General features: G+C 53.5%; 15 protein-coding genes and 1 pseudogene. 2 read left to right on the top strand and 14 right to left on the bottom strand.

From position 1 onward, the window contains the following. Positions 1-21: 21 nt before the first annotated feature. The 8 genes and pseudogenes from chbG to osmE form a co-directional block, all read right to left on the bottom strand. Positions 22-780: a chitin disaccharide deacetylase gene (gene chbG, locus ABLV78_RS10435; protein WP_047045065.1), complete on the bottom strand. Its 759-nt coding sequence runs from the start codon at positions 778-780 to the stop codon at positions 22-24. A 12-nt stretch (positions 781-792) separates the two neighbouring features. Next, entirely contained in the window at positions 793-2,139 is a 1,347-nt protein-coding gene (locus ABLV78_RS10430; protein ID WP_045374759.1) for a 6-phospho-beta-glucosidase, read from the bottom strand. 102 nt (positions 2,140-2,241) lie between these two features. Beyond that, on the bottom strand, positions 2,242-3,066 hold the full coding sequence (gene chbR / locus ABLV78_RS10425) for a transcriptional regulator ChbR (protein ID WP_072251555.1): 825 nt from the start codon (positions 3,064-3,066) through the stop codon (positions 2,242-2,244). A 27-nt stretch (positions 3,067-3,093) separates the two neighbouring features. Beyond that, positions 3,094-3,441: a PTS N,N'-diacetylchitobiose transporter subunit IIA gene (gene chbA / locus ABLV78_RS10420; RefSeq protein ID WP_015366185.1), complete on the bottom strand. Its 348-nt coding sequence runs from the start codon at positions 3,439-3,441 to the stop codon at positions 3,094-3,096. A gap of 52 nt (positions 3,442-3,493) precedes the next feature. Further along, positions 3,494-4,852 (bottom strand): PTS N,N'-diacetylchitobiose transporter subunit IIC, encoded by a 1,359-nt coding sequence (chbC, locus tag ABLV78_RS10415; protein WP_015366184.1) that lies wholly within the window; start codon positions 4,850-4,852, stop codon positions 3,494-3,496. Positions 4,853-4,863: 11 nt separating this feature from the next. Continuing rightward, positions 4,864-4,929, bottom strand: a pseudogene (locus tag ABLV78_RS10410) (hypothetical protein); the annotation flags it as partial. A gap of 70 nt (positions 4,930-4,999) precedes the next feature. Then, a complete protein-coding gene (gene chbB / locus ABLV78_RS10405; RefSeq protein ID WP_015366183.1) occupies positions 5,000-5,320 on the bottom strand; it encodes a PTS N,N'-diacetylchitobiose transporter subunit IIB in 321 nt (106 codons plus the stop codon). Between the two features lie 275 nt (positions 5,321-5,595). Further along, entirely contained in the window at positions 5,596-5,934 is a 339-nt protein-coding gene (gene osmE, locus ABLV78_RS10400) for an osmotically-inducible lipoprotein OsmE (protein ID WP_045393231.1), read from the bottom strand. Between the two features lie 297 nt (positions 5,935-6,231). Here osmE and nadE point away from each other — a divergent pair, with 297 nt between their 5' ends. Together nadE and cho are read left to right on the top strand one after the other, a co-directional pair. Further along, the gene (gene nadE, locus ABLV78_RS10395) at positions 6,232-7,059 is read left to right on the top strand and encodes an NAD(+) synthase (protein ID WP_045393234.1); all 828 of its coding nucleotides are present in this window, start codon (positions 6,232-6,234) and stop codon (positions 7,057-7,059) included. Positions 7,060-7,160: 101 nt separating this feature from the next. Further along, a complete protein-coding gene (gene cho, locus ABLV78_RS10390) occupies positions 7,161-8,021 on the top strand; it encodes an excinuclease Cho (RefSeq protein ID WP_047045068.1) in 861 nt (286 codons plus the stop codon). A 314-nt stretch (positions 8,022-8,335) separates the two neighbouring features. On the opposite strand, the gene ABLV78_RS10385 is transcribed toward cho, so the two are convergent. The 6 genes from ABLV78_RS10385 to astC all read right to left on the bottom strand — a co-directional run bounded on the left by ABLV78_RS10385 (position 8,336) and on the right by astC (position 16,174). Continuing rightward, entirely contained in the window at positions 8,336-10,123 is a 1,788-nt protein-coding gene (locus tag ABLV78_RS10385) for a DUF2207 domain-containing protein (protein WP_165430652.1), read from the bottom strand. Between the two features lie 441 nt (positions 10,124-10,564). Further along, entirely contained in the window at positions 10,565-11,047 is a 483-nt protein-coding gene (spy, locus tag ABLV78_RS10380; RefSeq protein WP_045393240.1) for an ATP-independent periplasmic protein-refolding chaperone Spy, read from the bottom strand. A gap of 367 nt (positions 11,048-11,414) precedes the next feature. Continuing rightward, positions 11,415-12,377 (bottom strand): succinylglutamate desuccinylase, encoded by a 963-nt coding sequence (astE, locus tag ABLV78_RS10375; RefSeq protein WP_047045078.1) that lies wholly within the window; start codon positions 12,375-12,377, stop codon positions 11,415-11,417. 73 nt (positions 12,378-12,450) lie between these two features. Beyond that, the gene (gene astD / locus ABLV78_RS10370) at positions 12,451-13,926 is read right to left on the bottom strand and encodes a succinylglutamate-semialdehyde dehydrogenase (RefSeq protein ID WP_047045082.1); all 1,476 of its coding nucleotides are present in this window, start codon (positions 13,924-13,926) and stop codon (positions 12,451-12,453) included. Then, positions 13,923-14,957 carry an arginine N-succinyltransferase gene (gene astA / locus ABLV78_RS10365; RefSeq protein ID WP_032711851.1) on the bottom strand — a complete coding sequence of 345 codons (1,035 nt, stop codon included), beginning with the start codon at positions 14,955-14,957 and terminating at the stop codon, positions 13,923-13,925. Before astA ends, astD begins: the two co-directional genes overlap by 4 nt. Then, a complete protein-coding gene (gene astC, locus ABLV78_RS10360) occupies positions 14,954-16,174 on the bottom strand; it encodes a succinylornithine/acetylornithine transaminase (RefSeq protein WP_047045085.1) in 1,221 nt (406 codons plus the stop codon). The genes astA and astC overlap by 4 nt, the downstream gene beginning before the upstream one ends. Positions 16,175-16,571 lie beyond the last annotated feature (397 nt).

The following is a 16,571-nucleotide window of genomic DNA, read 5'->3' as shown; positions in this document are numbered from 1 at the left end:
GGCTGCCGGGCTTTCCTCTCTTTATACGTCGCGATAGTTTCCGAGCCGGTAGCCGCGTTCCGCAATAGCGTACTTCAGTTCGCCGGACGTCAGCACGTCCAGTTCGGTCAGCCGCGGATAGCAGTAAGCGCTGCCCATAATGGTGTTATCGACAAATGCCGGATGACACATCACTTCCAGCGAGTTTTCCTGCCGTTCGAGCGATGCATCCAGCGTCTGCAGGAACAGCGCTTGTGAAACCGCTTCACCGTAAAATTCGCTGCTGAAGCCATCGCTACTGCGCGCCGCATCCTGATCGAGGCCATTCAGCGCCGCCACCTGGCGGTCGATACGCAAAGCGACGCCCTTTTCGCGCGCAAAAGCGGCGACGATGGGGTAGATCTGCGCGATCATATGCACGTGGTGGTGGCTGTCGATATGGGTCGGTTCGCAACCAAACAGTTCGATAAAACGCCGGTACTGGCACTCCAGTTCGTGGGCGATCTCATCCAGCGGCAGGCTGTCTTCTTCCGCCATCTGCCAAATCCATTTGCCCAACCGCCCGTCGCGGGTTAACCCCGGCATCGCCGATAATGGCTCGCCCAGCGTCAACACAAAGTGCATGCCCACCGCCAGCTCGGGCAGGCTGCGACTCAACTGGGCGGCGTGGCCGATAGCCGCGCCGTTGACCAACGCCGTGGTCGACGTCACCAGTCCGTTCCTGCAGGCTTCGATAATACCGTAGTTCTGCCCTTTGCTCAGGCCATAATCATCGGCGTTAACGATCAATACGCGTTCCATCGGCCGCCCCCGTTACTGTTTCAGTTTTTCGATAGTGGCTGCAAAGTTCGGCAGCCACTTCTCATGGGCGAGGATCATCTCCCGCGCCAGCTGCTCGGCATCGCGATCCGAATGAATCAGCGGACTTAAATTCAGCGCCAACAGTACGTCATTAAGCTCGCCGCTTATTGCCGCCTGGCTGGCCGCCACTTCAAAGCCTTTGATGGTATAAATCAGCCCCAGCACTTTTTCATCAAAATGCGTGATTCGCGGCGTGGGCTTCGCACCGTCGCGGCCCAGCGTACAGGTCATTTCTACCGCCCAGTCGGCCGGAATATTATCAACGTGGCCATGGTGCGGAATATTCACATAGTGCTCGGCCTGCTTATCATTGTAAATGGCGTTAATCACCTCGCAGGCGGCATCAGAGTAGTAAGCACCGCCTCGCTGCTCAAGCTCCTTCGGCTTAATGTTCAGATCCGGATTTTTGTACAGTTCGAACAGCTGTTTTTCAACCTTCTGTACGACCTGAGCGCGCGCGCCGCCTTTGTAGTACTCGCCCATCTCAATCGCCAGCATCTCTTTTGGCTTGAAGTAATAAAGCAGATACGAGCAGGGGATCAGGCGCAGTGAGCGAATCAACCCTTCGCTAAACGGCAGGTCGAAGATATTTTTCACCGAGTTCGCGGTCAGGCGGCCAGAAGCCACGCCGTCCAGCAGTTCATCGAAGCGCGACACGCCATTGACCAGCACATCGCGAACGAACACCAAGTGGTTAAGGCCGAACAGATCGATATTCAGTTCATCGCTCGGGCTCAGTTGCAGCACATCGGTAATAAACATCTTCATACCGATTGGAATGTTGCACACGCCGATAAAGCGTTTGAAGTTAGTGTGGCGGTATACCGCCTCGGTCACCATACCCGCCGGGTTGGTAAAGTTAATGATCCACGCATCGGGGCAAATTTCCTGCACATCTTTGACGATATCGAAAATCACCGGGATGGTACGCAGGCCTTTAAACAGGCCGCCCGCACCGTTGGTTTCCTGGCCAAGATAGCCATGGCTTAGCGGGATACGTTCATCTTTTTCACGCGCTTTCAGCTGGCCAACGCGTAGCTGCGTGGTGACGAAATCCGCCCCTTCCAGCGCCGCGCGGCGATCCAGCGTTTTGTAGACTTTCATCGGCACGCCGGCTTTTTCCACCATCCTCTGGCACAGCGCATGGATGATATCGAGCTTTTCCTGCCCTTCTTCCACGTCCACCAGCCACAGTTCCGTTACCGGCAGCTCGTGATAGCGTTTGAGGAAACCTTCCAGTAATTCCGGGGTATAGCTGCTGCCGCCGCCGATAGTCACGACTTTTAATTTCTGGCTCATATCTTTCTCCCTTAGGCGCTACGCGTAGACGTAGACCGCTCTCCGCATAAATGCGGACAGTTAACTTGAATGAATAAACCGCGCGGTAAATTCCGCTGCGAGTTAATTAATATTGGTCAGCTGTTTGCGATAACTGCTTGGCGTAAAGGAAGTCAGCTTTTTGAATGTTTTAATAAACAGACTTGGGCTGCTATATCCTGATTCATACGCAATATCAGTGACCGAATAGTTGGTAATTTCCAGCTGTTTTTTCGCGAAATTGATGCGGATATCATTAATGATCTGCATCGGCGTCTTACCATAATAGCGCTGGGTCGCCCGGGTTAAATATTCTTGCGTTTTCCCGGACAATTGCACCATATTTTCCAGCGCGCTTTCGCCAAATTTGTTTTTATCGTGCATATCCTCTACGGTATTTTTCAGCCAGTGAGGAATCACATCTTCAACGGGCTCTTCACGATAATGACGTAAGCGGTTAATGGTGTAAAACGAGACCAGTTCAATAAACTCGTCAAATTCAGTCTCGCGAAAATTCAGTGAAGCAATAACCGACTCGATATAACTGAGAAAGGCGCTTTGCACCGCATAGACCTGAGAGGCGACCAGACCGAACGGCAGCAGCGGCAGATAATGTTTCTCAAAGAAGCGTCTGCTGATGCCAACGTTAAGAATGCGCGTCGCACCAAACTCGTAAAAGCTCTGATGGTGCGACCCCATTGGGATAAAGACAAAGTCCCCGCGCTCCAGCAACACCCGCTTGCCATTAATTTCCTGATAATAGCGCCCGGTTAAAACGATAGTGAACTCGTAGTAATCATGCTGGTGAAGCCCGCTCACGCTCTCCGTTTTGTTATAGATGACCACATGAAAGTTTTTCCCGTTGAAGAGCTGTTGTTCCCTGGCGGTACTGATCTCGGTGGTCATCATCTTCGGCTGCCTCATCGTTCGGATAGCCTATTGTACCTTCTCGTGCAGCTCGATCAATTCGGCCACCAGTTCACGGGCCAGCATTGAGGTCATCAGATGATCCTGCGCATGAACCAGCACCAGACTCACCTTCATCTTGCCCTCGCCTTCATCGCTTTCAATAAGCTGGGTCTGGACGCGATGCGCTTCGCTCAGCGCCATCCGCGATTGCTCCATCATCGATTTCGCGGCGGCAAAATCCCCCTGCTTCGCCTGCTTCAGCGCCGCATAGGCCAGGCTACGCGCCTGTCCGGAGTTGATAATCAGCCCCATCACCACCTCTTCGAGGTCATTTTCCGGGGTTTCTACCGCGTCGATGTTATCCAGATCAAACATAATATTTCCCTCGTTTCTCAGGCGGTACGGGGAGAGCCCGTACCGCTCGACATCAGAATTTCAGTGCGTTAGCAATATCTTCTTCGCTTTCTTCCTGCTCGATGGTGCTCTGCGCTTTGTTCGACAGGATGACGAACGGCAGGTACACGGCAGTAGCGACACAAAGGTTGAAGAGCGCGACCAGCAGGGCAGCAACGCTACCGTTACTGTTAAAGAAAGCGCCCAAACCGGTTGGCATCGTCCACGGGGCCAGGTTGGTCACCGGTGGGATAATGCCCAGACTATAAGCGGCCAGCGTAATCGCGGCCAGAATCGGTTGGACCAGAACGAACGGGATGAACATGACCGGGTTCATGATGATCGGCAGACCGAACAGAATCGGTTCGTTAATCTGGAAGATGCCTGACGGCAGCGCCAGCTTAGCGACCTGACGATGATCGGCGCGGCGAGAAGCGATGAAGATGGCGATAATCAGACCCAGCGTCGCACCGGAACCACCCAGCAGGATGTAGGAGTCGAGCATCGGCTTCGCCCAGAAGTGGAACTGTTTGCCGGCTTCGATGGCCGCGTCGACAGAACCATACTGGTTATACAGCGCGATGTTTTCCAGCGCCCACGGCGTCATAATGCCGTTATCCAGCGCGGTCAGCGCCAGCGAACCGTGCACCCCGAAGAACCACAGCAGGGAGTTAAAGATTACGTACGCCCAGCCAACGACGCTGCCCATCGCCGCCAGCGGCGTGGAGATGGAGTCCATGATGATCTGATGGAAGTTGCTGCCGTAGTTTGACAGAATCCACGAAATAATGCCGAAGACCGACAAAATCAGGAAGCCCGGGATCAGCGCCGAGAAGGAACGCGATACCGATGACGGCACGCTATCCGGCAGTTTAATGACCCAGTTGCGACGAATGACAAAGGTGAACAGTTCCGCCACCACCAGGCCGATAATCATCCCGGAGATAATGTTCTGCCCGCCGAGCCAGTTGGCGCCGACGGCGTAGGCTTCACCCACGCTATAAGGCGTGACGGTCATAAAGGCGGCGACCGCCAGCAGACCGGCAGCCATGGGGTCGACTTTACGCTCTTCGGCCAGCGCGGCGCCGATAAAGAACGGCGCCATCAGCGACATAATGCCCAACGTACCGTTATAGACATTACCGCCGATGGCTTTAAAGCCGTTTAAGGTTTCAATGGTGGAGGCATCCAGGCGAATCCCCATTGAATAAAAGAAAGAACCTTCACCAAAGCTCAGAAAAACGTTGTTGATTAATACGAACATGGCCCCGGCGAGGGTCAGCGGCATTAATTTAATAAAGCCGTTTTTAATCGCATTAATGTGCGGTTGCTTTCCTATTTTAACAGCAAAAGGAAGGAGTACCTTTTCAAGCGAATCGATCACTTTACTCATAGTCAATACCCTTAAAAGCCGCAATAAAATATTACGGCGATGATGTATGAAATTACTCTTTGACGGGAAAATAAACTGTTGAATATAGTGGCGGCTAGTATTAATTAACTACCAGACGCCAGAATATCGCGAGTTTAAAAAATAAAATTATTGTGCAGCAGCTTTCTTAATGGCCGCGACGGCCGCTTTCAATACACCTAAGCCATCAACTTTACCGTACAGAATGGAATCAATGACCTCTACCGGCTTGTTCGGCAGCAAACGTTGGATTTCCGGCAGCATATACGCAATTTGTGGCCCTAATAATACGACATCAGCTTCCGGCCCTTTTTCACCGGCCAGCGTTTCAGGATACGCTTCAATAATTACCGGGACTTCATACTTTTCTGCCTGGGCACGCATTTTGGAGACCAGTAATGAAGTGGACATGCCAGCCGAGCAGAACAGATAGATATGTTTCTTTTCCATGAACGCTTCCTCAATTTGTAGGACCTGGGCCTCAGCAATGGCTGAGAGCCGGTAAGACTGGTAACTTTCGGTTAGTTTTGTTTATGCATTGAGTATACGGCAACATTTGGCGGCAGGATAATTCCCTGTTGAACAGAATTGTCTCTCATTGACCTCGCGTTTTGACTACCCTCACATTTCCCCCAAATAATTCGCGCAATTAAATAAGCATTAGCCGCCATAAAAAAGCCCGACCAATGGTCGGGCTTTCGTAGCTCTCAGCTTGTGACGCGTAGTTATTTGCTGTTACGCGGATCGGTGTCGTACTCGGCGCAGGTCTGGTAGCCGGAGTTCATCACGTGACCGGTCTCGTCCAGCGCGACGAAGTAGGTTTCAATTTTACCATCCCGTTGACCCAGGATATAAGTCTGGCAAGTTCCGCGTGCGTGGATCATGGTGACTTCAGACGACGGTTTACCGGCAATCTGCATAACCTGGCTGCGGGTCATGCCTTTTTTGACATCCTTAACAACTGGCTGTGTGAACTGGTCTTTGGTGCGGTCATAGGCCGTACACCCCGCCAGCATGGTTAATACTGCCGCTGCGCCCATCAATCCTGCTAATTTTTTGTTCATATTCCGTCCTCATTATGTAATCGGCGTGTTTTAAGCCTGGAATAAAAAGCGTTATTTTTCAAGCCAAACGTCGAATTCATGTAAATTCAGAACTTTTCTGGTAACCAGATATGTGCAAAAAAAAACAGCGGCGCAGCGCACTCTACTTCCAACTACCTTCCGCACCATAATTAAATGCTATGCCATTGGTTGCCTTCTTTTCCGTCAGTCAGCGGTACCAGCCTTGTCGTTTCAGCAGCAAAGAGGTAGTTTTAGACCATGCTGGTTGCCATACAGGCTCACTTTCCGGAGGGCGTAATGACGCTTCAACAACAAATTATTCAGGCGCTGGGCGCGAAGCCGCAGATTGATGTCGAAGGCGAAATTCGCCGCAGCGTGGATTTCCTGAAATCCTATCTGCAGACCTATCCGTTCATTAAATCACTGGTGCTCGGCATTAGCGGCGGCCAGGATTCGACCCTTACCGGCAAACTATGCCAGATGGCGATCGATGAGCTGCGTGCCGAAAGCGGCGATCGCAGCCTGCAATTTATCGCCGTGCGCCTGCCTTATGGCGTCCAGGCCGATGAGCAGGATTGCCAGGATGCCATCGAATTTATCCAGCCCGACCGCGTGCTGACCGTCAATATTAAAGGCGCGGTGCTGGCCAGCGAGCAGGCGTTGCGAGAAGCGGGTATTGAGCTGAGCGATTTTGTTCGCGGCAACGAGAAAGCCCGTGAGCGAATGAAAGCCCAATACAGTATCGCCGGCATGACCAAAGGCGTGGTCGTGGGAACAGATCATGCCGCAGAAGCGATCACCGGCTTCTTTACCAAATACGGCGATGGCGGTACCGACATTAATCCTATCTTCCGTCTCAATAAACGTCAGGGCAAACAGCTACTGGCGCAGTTGGGCTGTCCTGAGCACCTTTATATGAAGCAGCCGACCGCCGACCTCGAAGATGACCGCCCTTCTCTGCCGGATGAAGTCGCGCTGGGCGTGACCTACGAAAACATTGATGACTATCTGGAAGGTAAAACCCTGGACGAGAACATCGCCAAAACCATCGAAGGCTGGTATCTGAAAACCGAGCATAAGCGCCGCCCGCCGATTACCGTCTTCGACGATTTCTGGAAGAAGTAACTACTCCCCTGCACCCCGGCCAGCGCCGGGGTTATTTTTTGTTCTTTTCGCCGTAAAACTCGCCTGCTATACTGGATACATAAACAGTATCAGGAGTTGTTGTGGCCAGAAAACAATCTGCCCCGCGTCTGGAATTTGAAGCGGCGGCAATCTATGAGTACCCCGAACACTTACGTCCATGGCTTGAGGCCTTGCCAAAGCTGCCAGGGGTGTATCAGTTCCATGGGGAAAGCGAGACGCTGCCGCTTTATATCGGTAAGAGCGTGAATATCCGCAGCCGGGTGCTGTCGCATTTGCGTACCGCTGATGAAGCCTCCATGCTGCGCCAGGCGCGGCGCATCAGCTGGCAGCGGACCGCCGGGGAATTAGGCGCGCTGTTACTTGAAGCGCGGTTAATTAAAGAACAGCAGCCGCTGTTTAATAAACGACTGCGGCGTAATAAGCAGCTCTGCTCCTGGCTGCTGGAGGCGGGTAAACCGCAAGTTGTGTATGCGCGAGAAGTCGATTTCTCCCATCAGCAGCACCTGTACGGCCTGTTCGCTAACCGCCGCGCGGCATTACAGGCGCTGCAAACCATCGCCGATGAGCACCGTCTGTGTTACGGCATTCTGGGGCTGGAACCGCTGAGTCGCGGGCGCGCCTGTTTTCGTTCCGCGCTGGGGCGCTGCGCCGGCGCCTGCTGCGGTAGAGAGCGCGTCGAAGATCATAACCAGCGGCTGCTGGCGCAGATGAGTAAGCTTCAGCTGGTGTGCTGGCCGTGGGCGGGTCCGGTGGCGCTGGAGGAGCGCGGTCCGGATATGGTCCAGTACCACATCATTCATAACTGGCTGTGGCTGGGCGCGGTGGATTCGCTGGCGCAAGCTGCTGAACTCACCACACTGCCAGCCGGTTTCGATCACGATGGCTACAAGATCCTTTGTAAGCCTTTGCTCAGCGGTGAGTATCAGCTGCATTCATTTTAAAGCGTTAATTTGCGCCGGGTTCTGGCGCAAAGTAACTCCGGCAAACCTAACGGCCGTAGATCATAGCTTTACTACCAGCCGCCGCCGCCACCGTCATCTCCCCCAGAGCTACTATCGGAAAAACCACTATCGCTGGAGCCATAACTACTGTCAGGCAAATCCTGTGAAACAGCTCCAGAGTCAGGTTTAGCAGCAGCCATTGAACAAGCATGACAGCACTCGCAAAATTGAGTTATGTCGTTCCACTCAATACCAGCGAATAATTGCGAGTTCATATCGTGGTCTCTAAGGTAGTCTGCGAATGTCTCCATCCATTATTTACCTAAGCCGAGCGCTACCGCCACGGGCAACAGCGTTTCGAAATGCGACATGATTTGAGCAGGCGGGTATCGATAGTGTAGATTTTCTTTTTGTGCTGACGCCAGATACAGTTTCACCCCTTTAGCAACGGCGAGTTCATTCAAGCCGCGCTGGGTATAGCGCGGCGTTCGCCAACTTACAAATACGAGAAATGCAAATGCCATCGCCATACCACCAAGGTATCCAGCCGGGAGCTGATTAACCGGTTGCATAAACATGAGAACGTAGCCTCCCCACGTCGTCAAGGAACCAAAAATTAATCCTAAAACAAGAGGAACTGGCCCCCAAAAACGCCACATGTCACGGCGATGACATAAAAATCTCGCCAGGAAAAACCAGATTGCCCCTCCTACCAGCCATAAGAAAAGCACCGGAATAGTGATAAGCGCAATGCGAAAATCCACCCAAATAGCGCAAACTGCAGGCATCAAAAGCGACAGGTAAATACAATGCCTGAGGGGTGGCCCCCACTTACGAAAAAGCCTCTCACGCTGCGCATCATAATATTTTTCCTGATTTCGACGCGCCTTATGTAGTGAGGGTTGATGCCCTGTACAAAGAGGAAGATTTTTTCGCTTTCCACTAAAAATCTGACTAACAAGCGCTTTGTCAGCACGATCCAGACGGCTGTTTCCTGCGGTGTTTAATAGCGAGAGCCGTAGTATTACACCGGCCTTCCTCAGAGCATCCCGTTTTCCACTTACTAACGCGACCGCCCTCTTGGTCACTAATCCAAGCACATCGCTACTGAAAGCAATATCATCATAGTCACGGCGGATAAGAAAACGCAGATAGCCCGGAGTCATACCATTTGGTACATGATCAAGCGAGAAAATAGCCGGCATCTTTAAGCCGGTTTGAATGACATTTTTTTGCCACCAGCAATAGTAATAGCCAATCATTAGCAATAATGGCAGCCATATCACCAGGGTTTCGGGTGTAGGTATCAACAAATGTACTAATGGCGCAACGGCCTTCGGCTGGGGAGCGTTAGCCAGTACCGCTTGCGGCCAGCTATAGACAACCGTTAGACCCTCACCTTTTGCCATAGAGCGTATAGTACGGACACTGCCGTCTGGTAATATGGTCGCTGCAGATCGCTTCGACCCGACCATTACGGAAAACGCTTCAATGGAGTGTAACCGGCGATCTTTTGCTTGAGCGTTCAGATTTTCACTTGCGTTCGGAAGCTGCAGACGAAAACTGGCCCTACTGATAGGCCAGGGCCAGCTACTCCCGGTAACATTCCAGTAAAGCTCATCTTTGCCATGAGATCGGCTGAAATGATTACTCACTTTATAGCGTATTTGATAATGATAGATACCGGGCCTGAGGATATGTCCAGCGCTGCCAATACGCACAATCACTGCTTGCGGTTGTTGATCAAGCTGAAAAAGCTCTGGAACGCCGTTTAGTAATACTGACATTACCGTATAGTTGGCACGGAATATTCTACCATCACGTCGCTCCCAAATATCAGGCAACGTTCGGAAAATGCCCTGGCGGATCCTTCCACGCATAGCTAAAACGCTTATATTCTCCTGGACTTCCATGCTCCCATCGGGATTAAAGCTGGCCAGAACGTCAAATGAAAGGATATGCTCAAAAGAAGGTATTGCTGTGGTTGAGAACTGTCGCGGCTTTTTTACATCCCCAATACCATCGGCGGCGAAAGCCATATAATTCATTAAAAACAATAGGACAGTAAGTAGTTGCGATAACTTAAGGAGTAATTTCGTCATGACATCACTCCGGATGCACGACTAATAGCAAGCCTGGTACCACCGCCCGAAGCTCTTTGGGCTCTATAGCAAGCCGTCGCCCTGTTCCCTTTTGCCAACGATAAAAATAAAAAGAGATGATGGCGATTAGCGCCAAAACATTCCACTCAATTAAAACCGGTTGACTCCCAGCAGATACCATTCAGCAACCCCATTCTTACATAAATATATATAAACATTTGATATTAAATATAAATATTCTTCGAGAGGGGATATTAGCGTGCATCAACAGGGGAGATAAACCGTATCTTTATAAATGTATTCCGATAATGGCGAGCAACTCGCAGAAACAGACGAGCAGGCTGAACGCAACGGGATTAAACGTAAAAAACCGCCGGCCCTGCCCAAAGCCTTACTGGCAATGATTGGGCAAGACCGGCGGTCTTCATTCTTCGCGCTGAGTTACTCAGCAGGTACAGGCATTTTACCTTCCGGCGCTTTACGTTCTGTCAGATGCTTCTCAAAATTCGCATTGAACTGTTTTTTCTGTTCCGGCGTCAGGATGTTGTAAATCTTGTTCTGGGTTTCCATGCGGGAAAGCATCATCTCTTTATGCTGCGCTTCCATTTTGTCGATCTGCGCGCTGGCTTTCGCTTTGTCGAAAGTATCGCTGGCGATCAGATCGTGCATGGCACGACGTTCGTCAAGGGACGGACGTTTCATGTTCTGGCGTTGGCTTTTCATGATGTCACGAACCTGCTGTTTTTGCGCATCGGTCAGGTTCAGATCTTTGAACATCATATCGTGATGACCCGGCATACCTTTATGGTGCATCATCGGTTTGCTATCGGTTTGGGTGGTAGCGGTGGTATCGGCCGCGTGAGCCAGGTTAGCAGCACCCAGAGCCAGAGTAGAGGCAACAAACAGAGCAGTAATCTTCTTCATGGTTATGTCCTTACTATCAGTTATTCTGACGGCGCATTGCCGTGTTGACGAGATTAACTTTACGCGCTTTATCGTCAATTAGTCAGTGCAAGCGTAAAACAATGAAAGTGTAAAAAACATTTTCTCACCAATTGTGGAGAAAATAAGGAAAATGAGGAGGGATATGCAACAAAAAATAAATAACAGGCTGTTTTATAAGGAAACTATGAAGATTATAAAACAGTGGAGATTAAAAACAAAGCATTTAACCAGGAATAATCCGCAAACAATGCCAATGGCACAAATAAATAAGATCGGTGCGCAGCCATATTTCACTCGATATTCACAACCGCGAACAACAACGGCTGTGAATAGTTAAGAAAGGAAATTACAACCGTTCCAGCATCAGCCCAGCCCGTAGCCCTGGCGCTACGCCGGGGTTGGGAAACAGCACGTACTCCTGCGCCTTTTCGACGACATAGCGCGTTTCGCCATCCTCAGCCAACAGCGTCCCGGCGCTGAACGGTGTAAAATTGAGCGTCTCCCCCGACATATGCAACTGGAACTGGTCGCTGTGGCGGGTGATCTGCTGCACCACCCGGTAGCGCAGCGGCGCAGTCGTTTCTTCCACCGCCAAATCGCCCACCAACAGCCTGCTTAACGCCCGCTGCGTCGCTGAGAACTGGGTTAAATCGTTGTCGCCAAAAGGCAGCGCTTTGCCCAACTCCAGCGTACAGGCCAGCGCGGCAAAACGTTCGCAGCTAAAGTGGGTAAAGGTTCCCGCCGGTTGTTGATGGAACACCAGCGCCTCCAGCCCGGCCGCGCCAAGCCAGCTGAGAAAATCTTCGCCCCACGGCTCCTCGCGTGCCGGCAACACGCCAAAGCGCGGATGCAGCGAGCCGCGAATAGCGGTATGCATATCCAGGTGCCAGCGCACGCCATGGCTATCGCTAAAAAAACGCGTCACAGCGCTTTCCAACTGCCGTGCCCGCACCGTTTCACCACTGGGCGCGAACTTGCGCCAGCGTTCGCCGAACATGCGGTTCATATCGCTATCGAGATAGCGTTTATTTTGCCGCAGCGCCGGCGGGTTGCCGAATATCACCAACACACGCCAGCGCAGCGGGAGTTCGCCGCTAAACAACTGCTGAAGCAAAGCGTTGACTATCTCCACCGGCGCGGTTTCATTGCCGTGAATACCGCAGGAGAGCACCAGTGAACGTTCGCAGCGCGCATGCGGGGTCAGCAGCAGGATGCCGCAATCGATCCAGTGCCAACGAAAATGGGCGGTTTCGCCATGAAAATGATGCGGCCAGCGCCCCGCCAGAGTTAGTGCCAGAAAGTCGTCCACGACGCCTCCTTTATTACTGAAACGGATCGAGGAAAACTCGCAGGGCCGAGAATCCCGGCCCCGCGAACTTTCATCAACTTGCCTGCGATGAAAAATCCAGCCCCGGACTGAGCGTCTCCGGTAGCGTCAGTTCGGCGGATTCCAGGCTGGCCATCGGCCAGGCGCAATAATCGGCGGCGTACCAGGCGCCTGGACGATGATTTCCCGAGGCGCCGGTTCCGCCAAACGGCGCGGTACTGGCAGCACCGGTGAGCGGCTTGTTCCAGTTGACGATCCCGGCGCGGGCCTCCAGCAACAGGCGCTCGAACTTATCGCGCTCGGCGGAAATCAACCCACAGGAGAGACCAAACCGGGTGGCGTTAGCCATCGCGATCGCTTGCTCGAAATCGTCATAGCGCCACACGCACAACAGCGGGCCAAAAACTTCTTCATCCGCCACCTGCTGCACGTTGCTCATGTCGATGATCCCCGGCGTCAGCAGCGAGGTACCGTCGCGCAGCAGGCGCGGCTCCAGTAACGTCTGTCCGCCGCTCGCCACGTGCCCAAGCCAGGCCTGATGCACCTTTTGCGCGGCCTGCGGCGATACCAGTCCGCCCAGGAACGGCTGCGGCTGCGCATCCCACTCGTCGGGAATAAGACGTTGTGACACCGTCACTAAACGCTGTAAAAACGCATCGCCCGTCGCGCCGCGCTTCACCAACAGACGGCGCGCGCAGGTGCAGCGCTGCCCGGCGGTGATAAACGCCGACTGGATTGTCAGGTGGACCGCAGCGTCAATATCCTGCGGTTCGTCAACAATCAGCGGGTTGTTACCGCCCATTTCGAGGGCGAGGATTTTTTGCGGCTGCCCGGCCAGTTGACGGTGCAGTTGGAAGCCGGTCGCGGAACTGCCGGTGAACAAGAGACCGTCGATATCCACCTGCCCGCTCAGCGCCTCGCCGGTCTCCCGGCCGCCCTGCAGTAGATTCACGACTCCAGCGGGTAAGCCCGCCTCCGCCCACAGCTTAACCACCACTTCGCCGCTTTGCGGCGTAAGCTCACTGGGTTTAAAGACGATGGTATTACCGGCGAGTAGCGCCGGTACAATATGTCCGTTGGGTAAATGGCCCGGGAAATTATAAGGCCCGAACACTGCCAGTACCCCGTGGGGACGGTGGCGCAGGGTGGCGGCGCCGTCGGCCATCGCCGTCTCGCTCTCGCCGGTGCGGCTATGATAGGCGCGCACCGAGATCGCCACCTTATTTATCATGGCGGTAATTTCCGTGGCCGCCTCCCAGCGCGGTTTACCGGTCTCGGCGGCAATAATCGCCGTCAGCTGGCTTTTGTTCGCTTCCAGCAGCGCCGCAAACTTCTCGACGATCGCCTGACGCGCGCTAAATGGCAGGCGGGCCCAGGCGGGAAAAGCCTGACGCGCGGCGCTAACCGCCTGCGCGACCTGCCCGGCGTCGGCGTCATTCCCCTGCCACAGCAGCGCCTGGTTGACCGGGTTATATTTACTGCGCTGCGGGCCGCGCCCGTTTTGCCATTCGCCGTTAATCCATAAACTCATGATGCTTTCTCCTCGGGGATCAGGCGGACCATCCGTACGCGGTCGCCTGGGTGGCATTTCAGCGTATCCAGCTCACGCGCGCTCAGCAGCAACGTTTCGCTATCCGGGTCGGCATGGACCAGGATGGCGCGGAACTGCTGATACTGCTCGTTGGTGACCAGACACTGCGGCCACTCTCCCGGCGCAGGTTGCCCTTCCTCCACCGTCAGCAGGCGGCTTTTGCGTATCGCCCGCACCCGGTCAATTTCGCACTCCAGCGTCGGGCCGCCGTCAAAAATGTCGATGTAGTTGTTAAAACGGAAGCCTTCTTTTTCCAGTACCGCACGCGCAGGCGCCGTTTGCGGATGAACCTGGCCGATGACCGCCCGCGCTTCATCGGAGAGAAAGTCGATATATAACGGATGTTTTGGCATTAATGCGGCGATAAACGCTTTTTTACCGGTGCCGGAGAGATAGTCGGCGCGGGAAAATTCTATCGCGAAGAAGCGCTTGCCAAGACTTTCCCAGAACGGCGAATAACCATGCTCATCAATCACGCCGCGCATCTCGGCGACCACTTTGTCATTAAAGTGGTCGCGGAAACCGGCCATAAACAGCAGTCGCGATTTCGACAACAGGTAGCCGTTGCCCTCTTTACGCCACGCCGGATCGAGAAACAGCGTGCAGAGTTCGCTACAGCCGGTGTGATCGTTGCTAAGGAACAGCGTCGGCAGCGCGTGATAAACATTGAGCTCTTTTGAAGCATGTACCTGGGTGCCGACCCGATAGTTGTACCAGGGATCGTTGAGGCCAACGGCGACTTCAATCGCGCAGATCCCAACGACCGCGCCGCTGACGCTATCTTCCAGCACAAAGACATAGCCCTGTTCGCTTTTCGGCAGTTCGCCGCGCCAGGTCCTCTGGGAGCGTTCAATGCGGGCAGCCAGAGTGGGTTCGTCCGCCGGCAGCGACGTCAGGCCGCCGCCGGTTTCTCCCGCCAGGGCCATCAGCCCCGGCAAATCGGCTTTTTCAACCGGTCGGATCACCATCATGATGAAACTCCCGCAAGGAAGTGACGGCAGGCCAGCTCAAAGCGATCGAGACCGGTGTTAACCTCTTCCTCGCTCACGTTAAGGGCCGGGGCGAAGCGAACGACGTTTGCCCCGGCTATCAATACCATCAGCCCGTCTTCCGCCGCCTGGGTACTAATGGCTTTTGCTTTTCCGGCATATTCGTCGTTCAGTACGCAGCCAATCAGCAGCCCCAGTCCGCGAATTTCCTTGAACAGGCCGTATCTGGCGTTAATCGCGCTCAGGCGTTCGCTAAACCACTGATGACGCTGTTTAACGCCGTTCAAAAGCGTCGGGGTATTGACGATAGACAGCAGTTCCCCGGCAACAGCAGTGGCGAGTGGGTTACCGCCGTAGGTCGTACCATGAGTGCCGACGGTCATCACGCTGGCGCATTTCTCCGTCGCCAACAGTGCGCCGATCGGGAAGCCGCCGCCCAGCGCTTTCGCCGTCGACAGGACATCCGGCGTCACCCCGTAGTGCATATAGGCATACAATTCGCCGGTACGCCCGACGCCGGTTTGTACCTCATCAAAAATCAGCAGCGCGTTGTGCTGGTCACACAATTCGCGCAGGCCGCGCAAAAATTCCGCTTTCGCCGGCACCACGCCGCCCTCGCCCTGCATCGGCTCGACGATTACCGCGCAGGTGTCGTCATTAATCAGCGCGCGCGCCGAGTCGAGGTCGTTATAGGTAGCATGCTGGATCTGCGGCGGCAGCGGCGCAAAATCCTGCGAATAGGAAGGCTGACCGCCGGCGGAGACGGTGAACAACGTGCGCCCGTGGAAAGCGTTTTTGAAGGCGACAATGCCGCTTTTGTGGCTGCCGTAATGATCGTGGGCGTATTTACGCGCCAGTTTCAGCGCCGCTTCGTTGGCTTCGGCGCCGGAGTTACAGAAGAAAACGCGGTCGGCAAAGGTGGCGTCGATCAGCTGTTTGGCAAGGCGCAGCGCCGGTTCATTGGTGTAACCGTTACCGGTATGCCAGAATTTTCCCGCCTGCTCGGTCAGCGCTTTTACTAGCTGTGGGTTAGCGTGTCCCAGCGCATTCACCGCGATACCGCCGGCAAAATCGATATACTCTTTCCCCTGCTGATCCCATAACCGTGAACCTTCGCCGCGTACCGGAATAAAAGCCGCCGGCGCATATACCGGCATCATCCATTGATCAAAATTGCTACGCGTAATTGACTGAGACATATCGACCTCTTCCGGTAAATTAAAAGTAAGAACAATGTTAAAATTTATGAGTTATTACGCTGTAAATGTAGATTGCACGCATCGTGCCAGCCAGAGGCAAAAATGCATAAATTGAGCTCAATCACGTGATATCAACGAGTTACAGGCACTAATTATTCAACAAAAATGCATATCTAGTGAATAATTATCAGGTAAACGGCGCTGGATAGTGGAAAAAGACGATAAGTTATGCAGCGATAAGATATAATTCTGTAATTGTGATCCTCTACGAAATTTATCGTAGATATCTGCGCTTTTTTGGCGCGACATGCGCCAAAACGGTGCATAATTTGTGCGATTCGCTCGCCAACCGCAGTAATCGGTAGAATTAACCACCTGCCGGCAGCCACCATGATGA

Source organism: Klebsiella sp. CN_Kp075, assembly GCF_040065055.2.
GTDB classification, from domain to species: domain Bacteria; phylum Pseudomonadota; class Gammaproteobacteria; order Enterobacterales; family Enterobacteriaceae; genus Klebsiella; species Klebsiella aerogenes.
The sequence above is the reverse complement of the archived record's forward strand: the minus strand, read 5'-3'. Positions and strand labels throughout refer to the sequence as shown.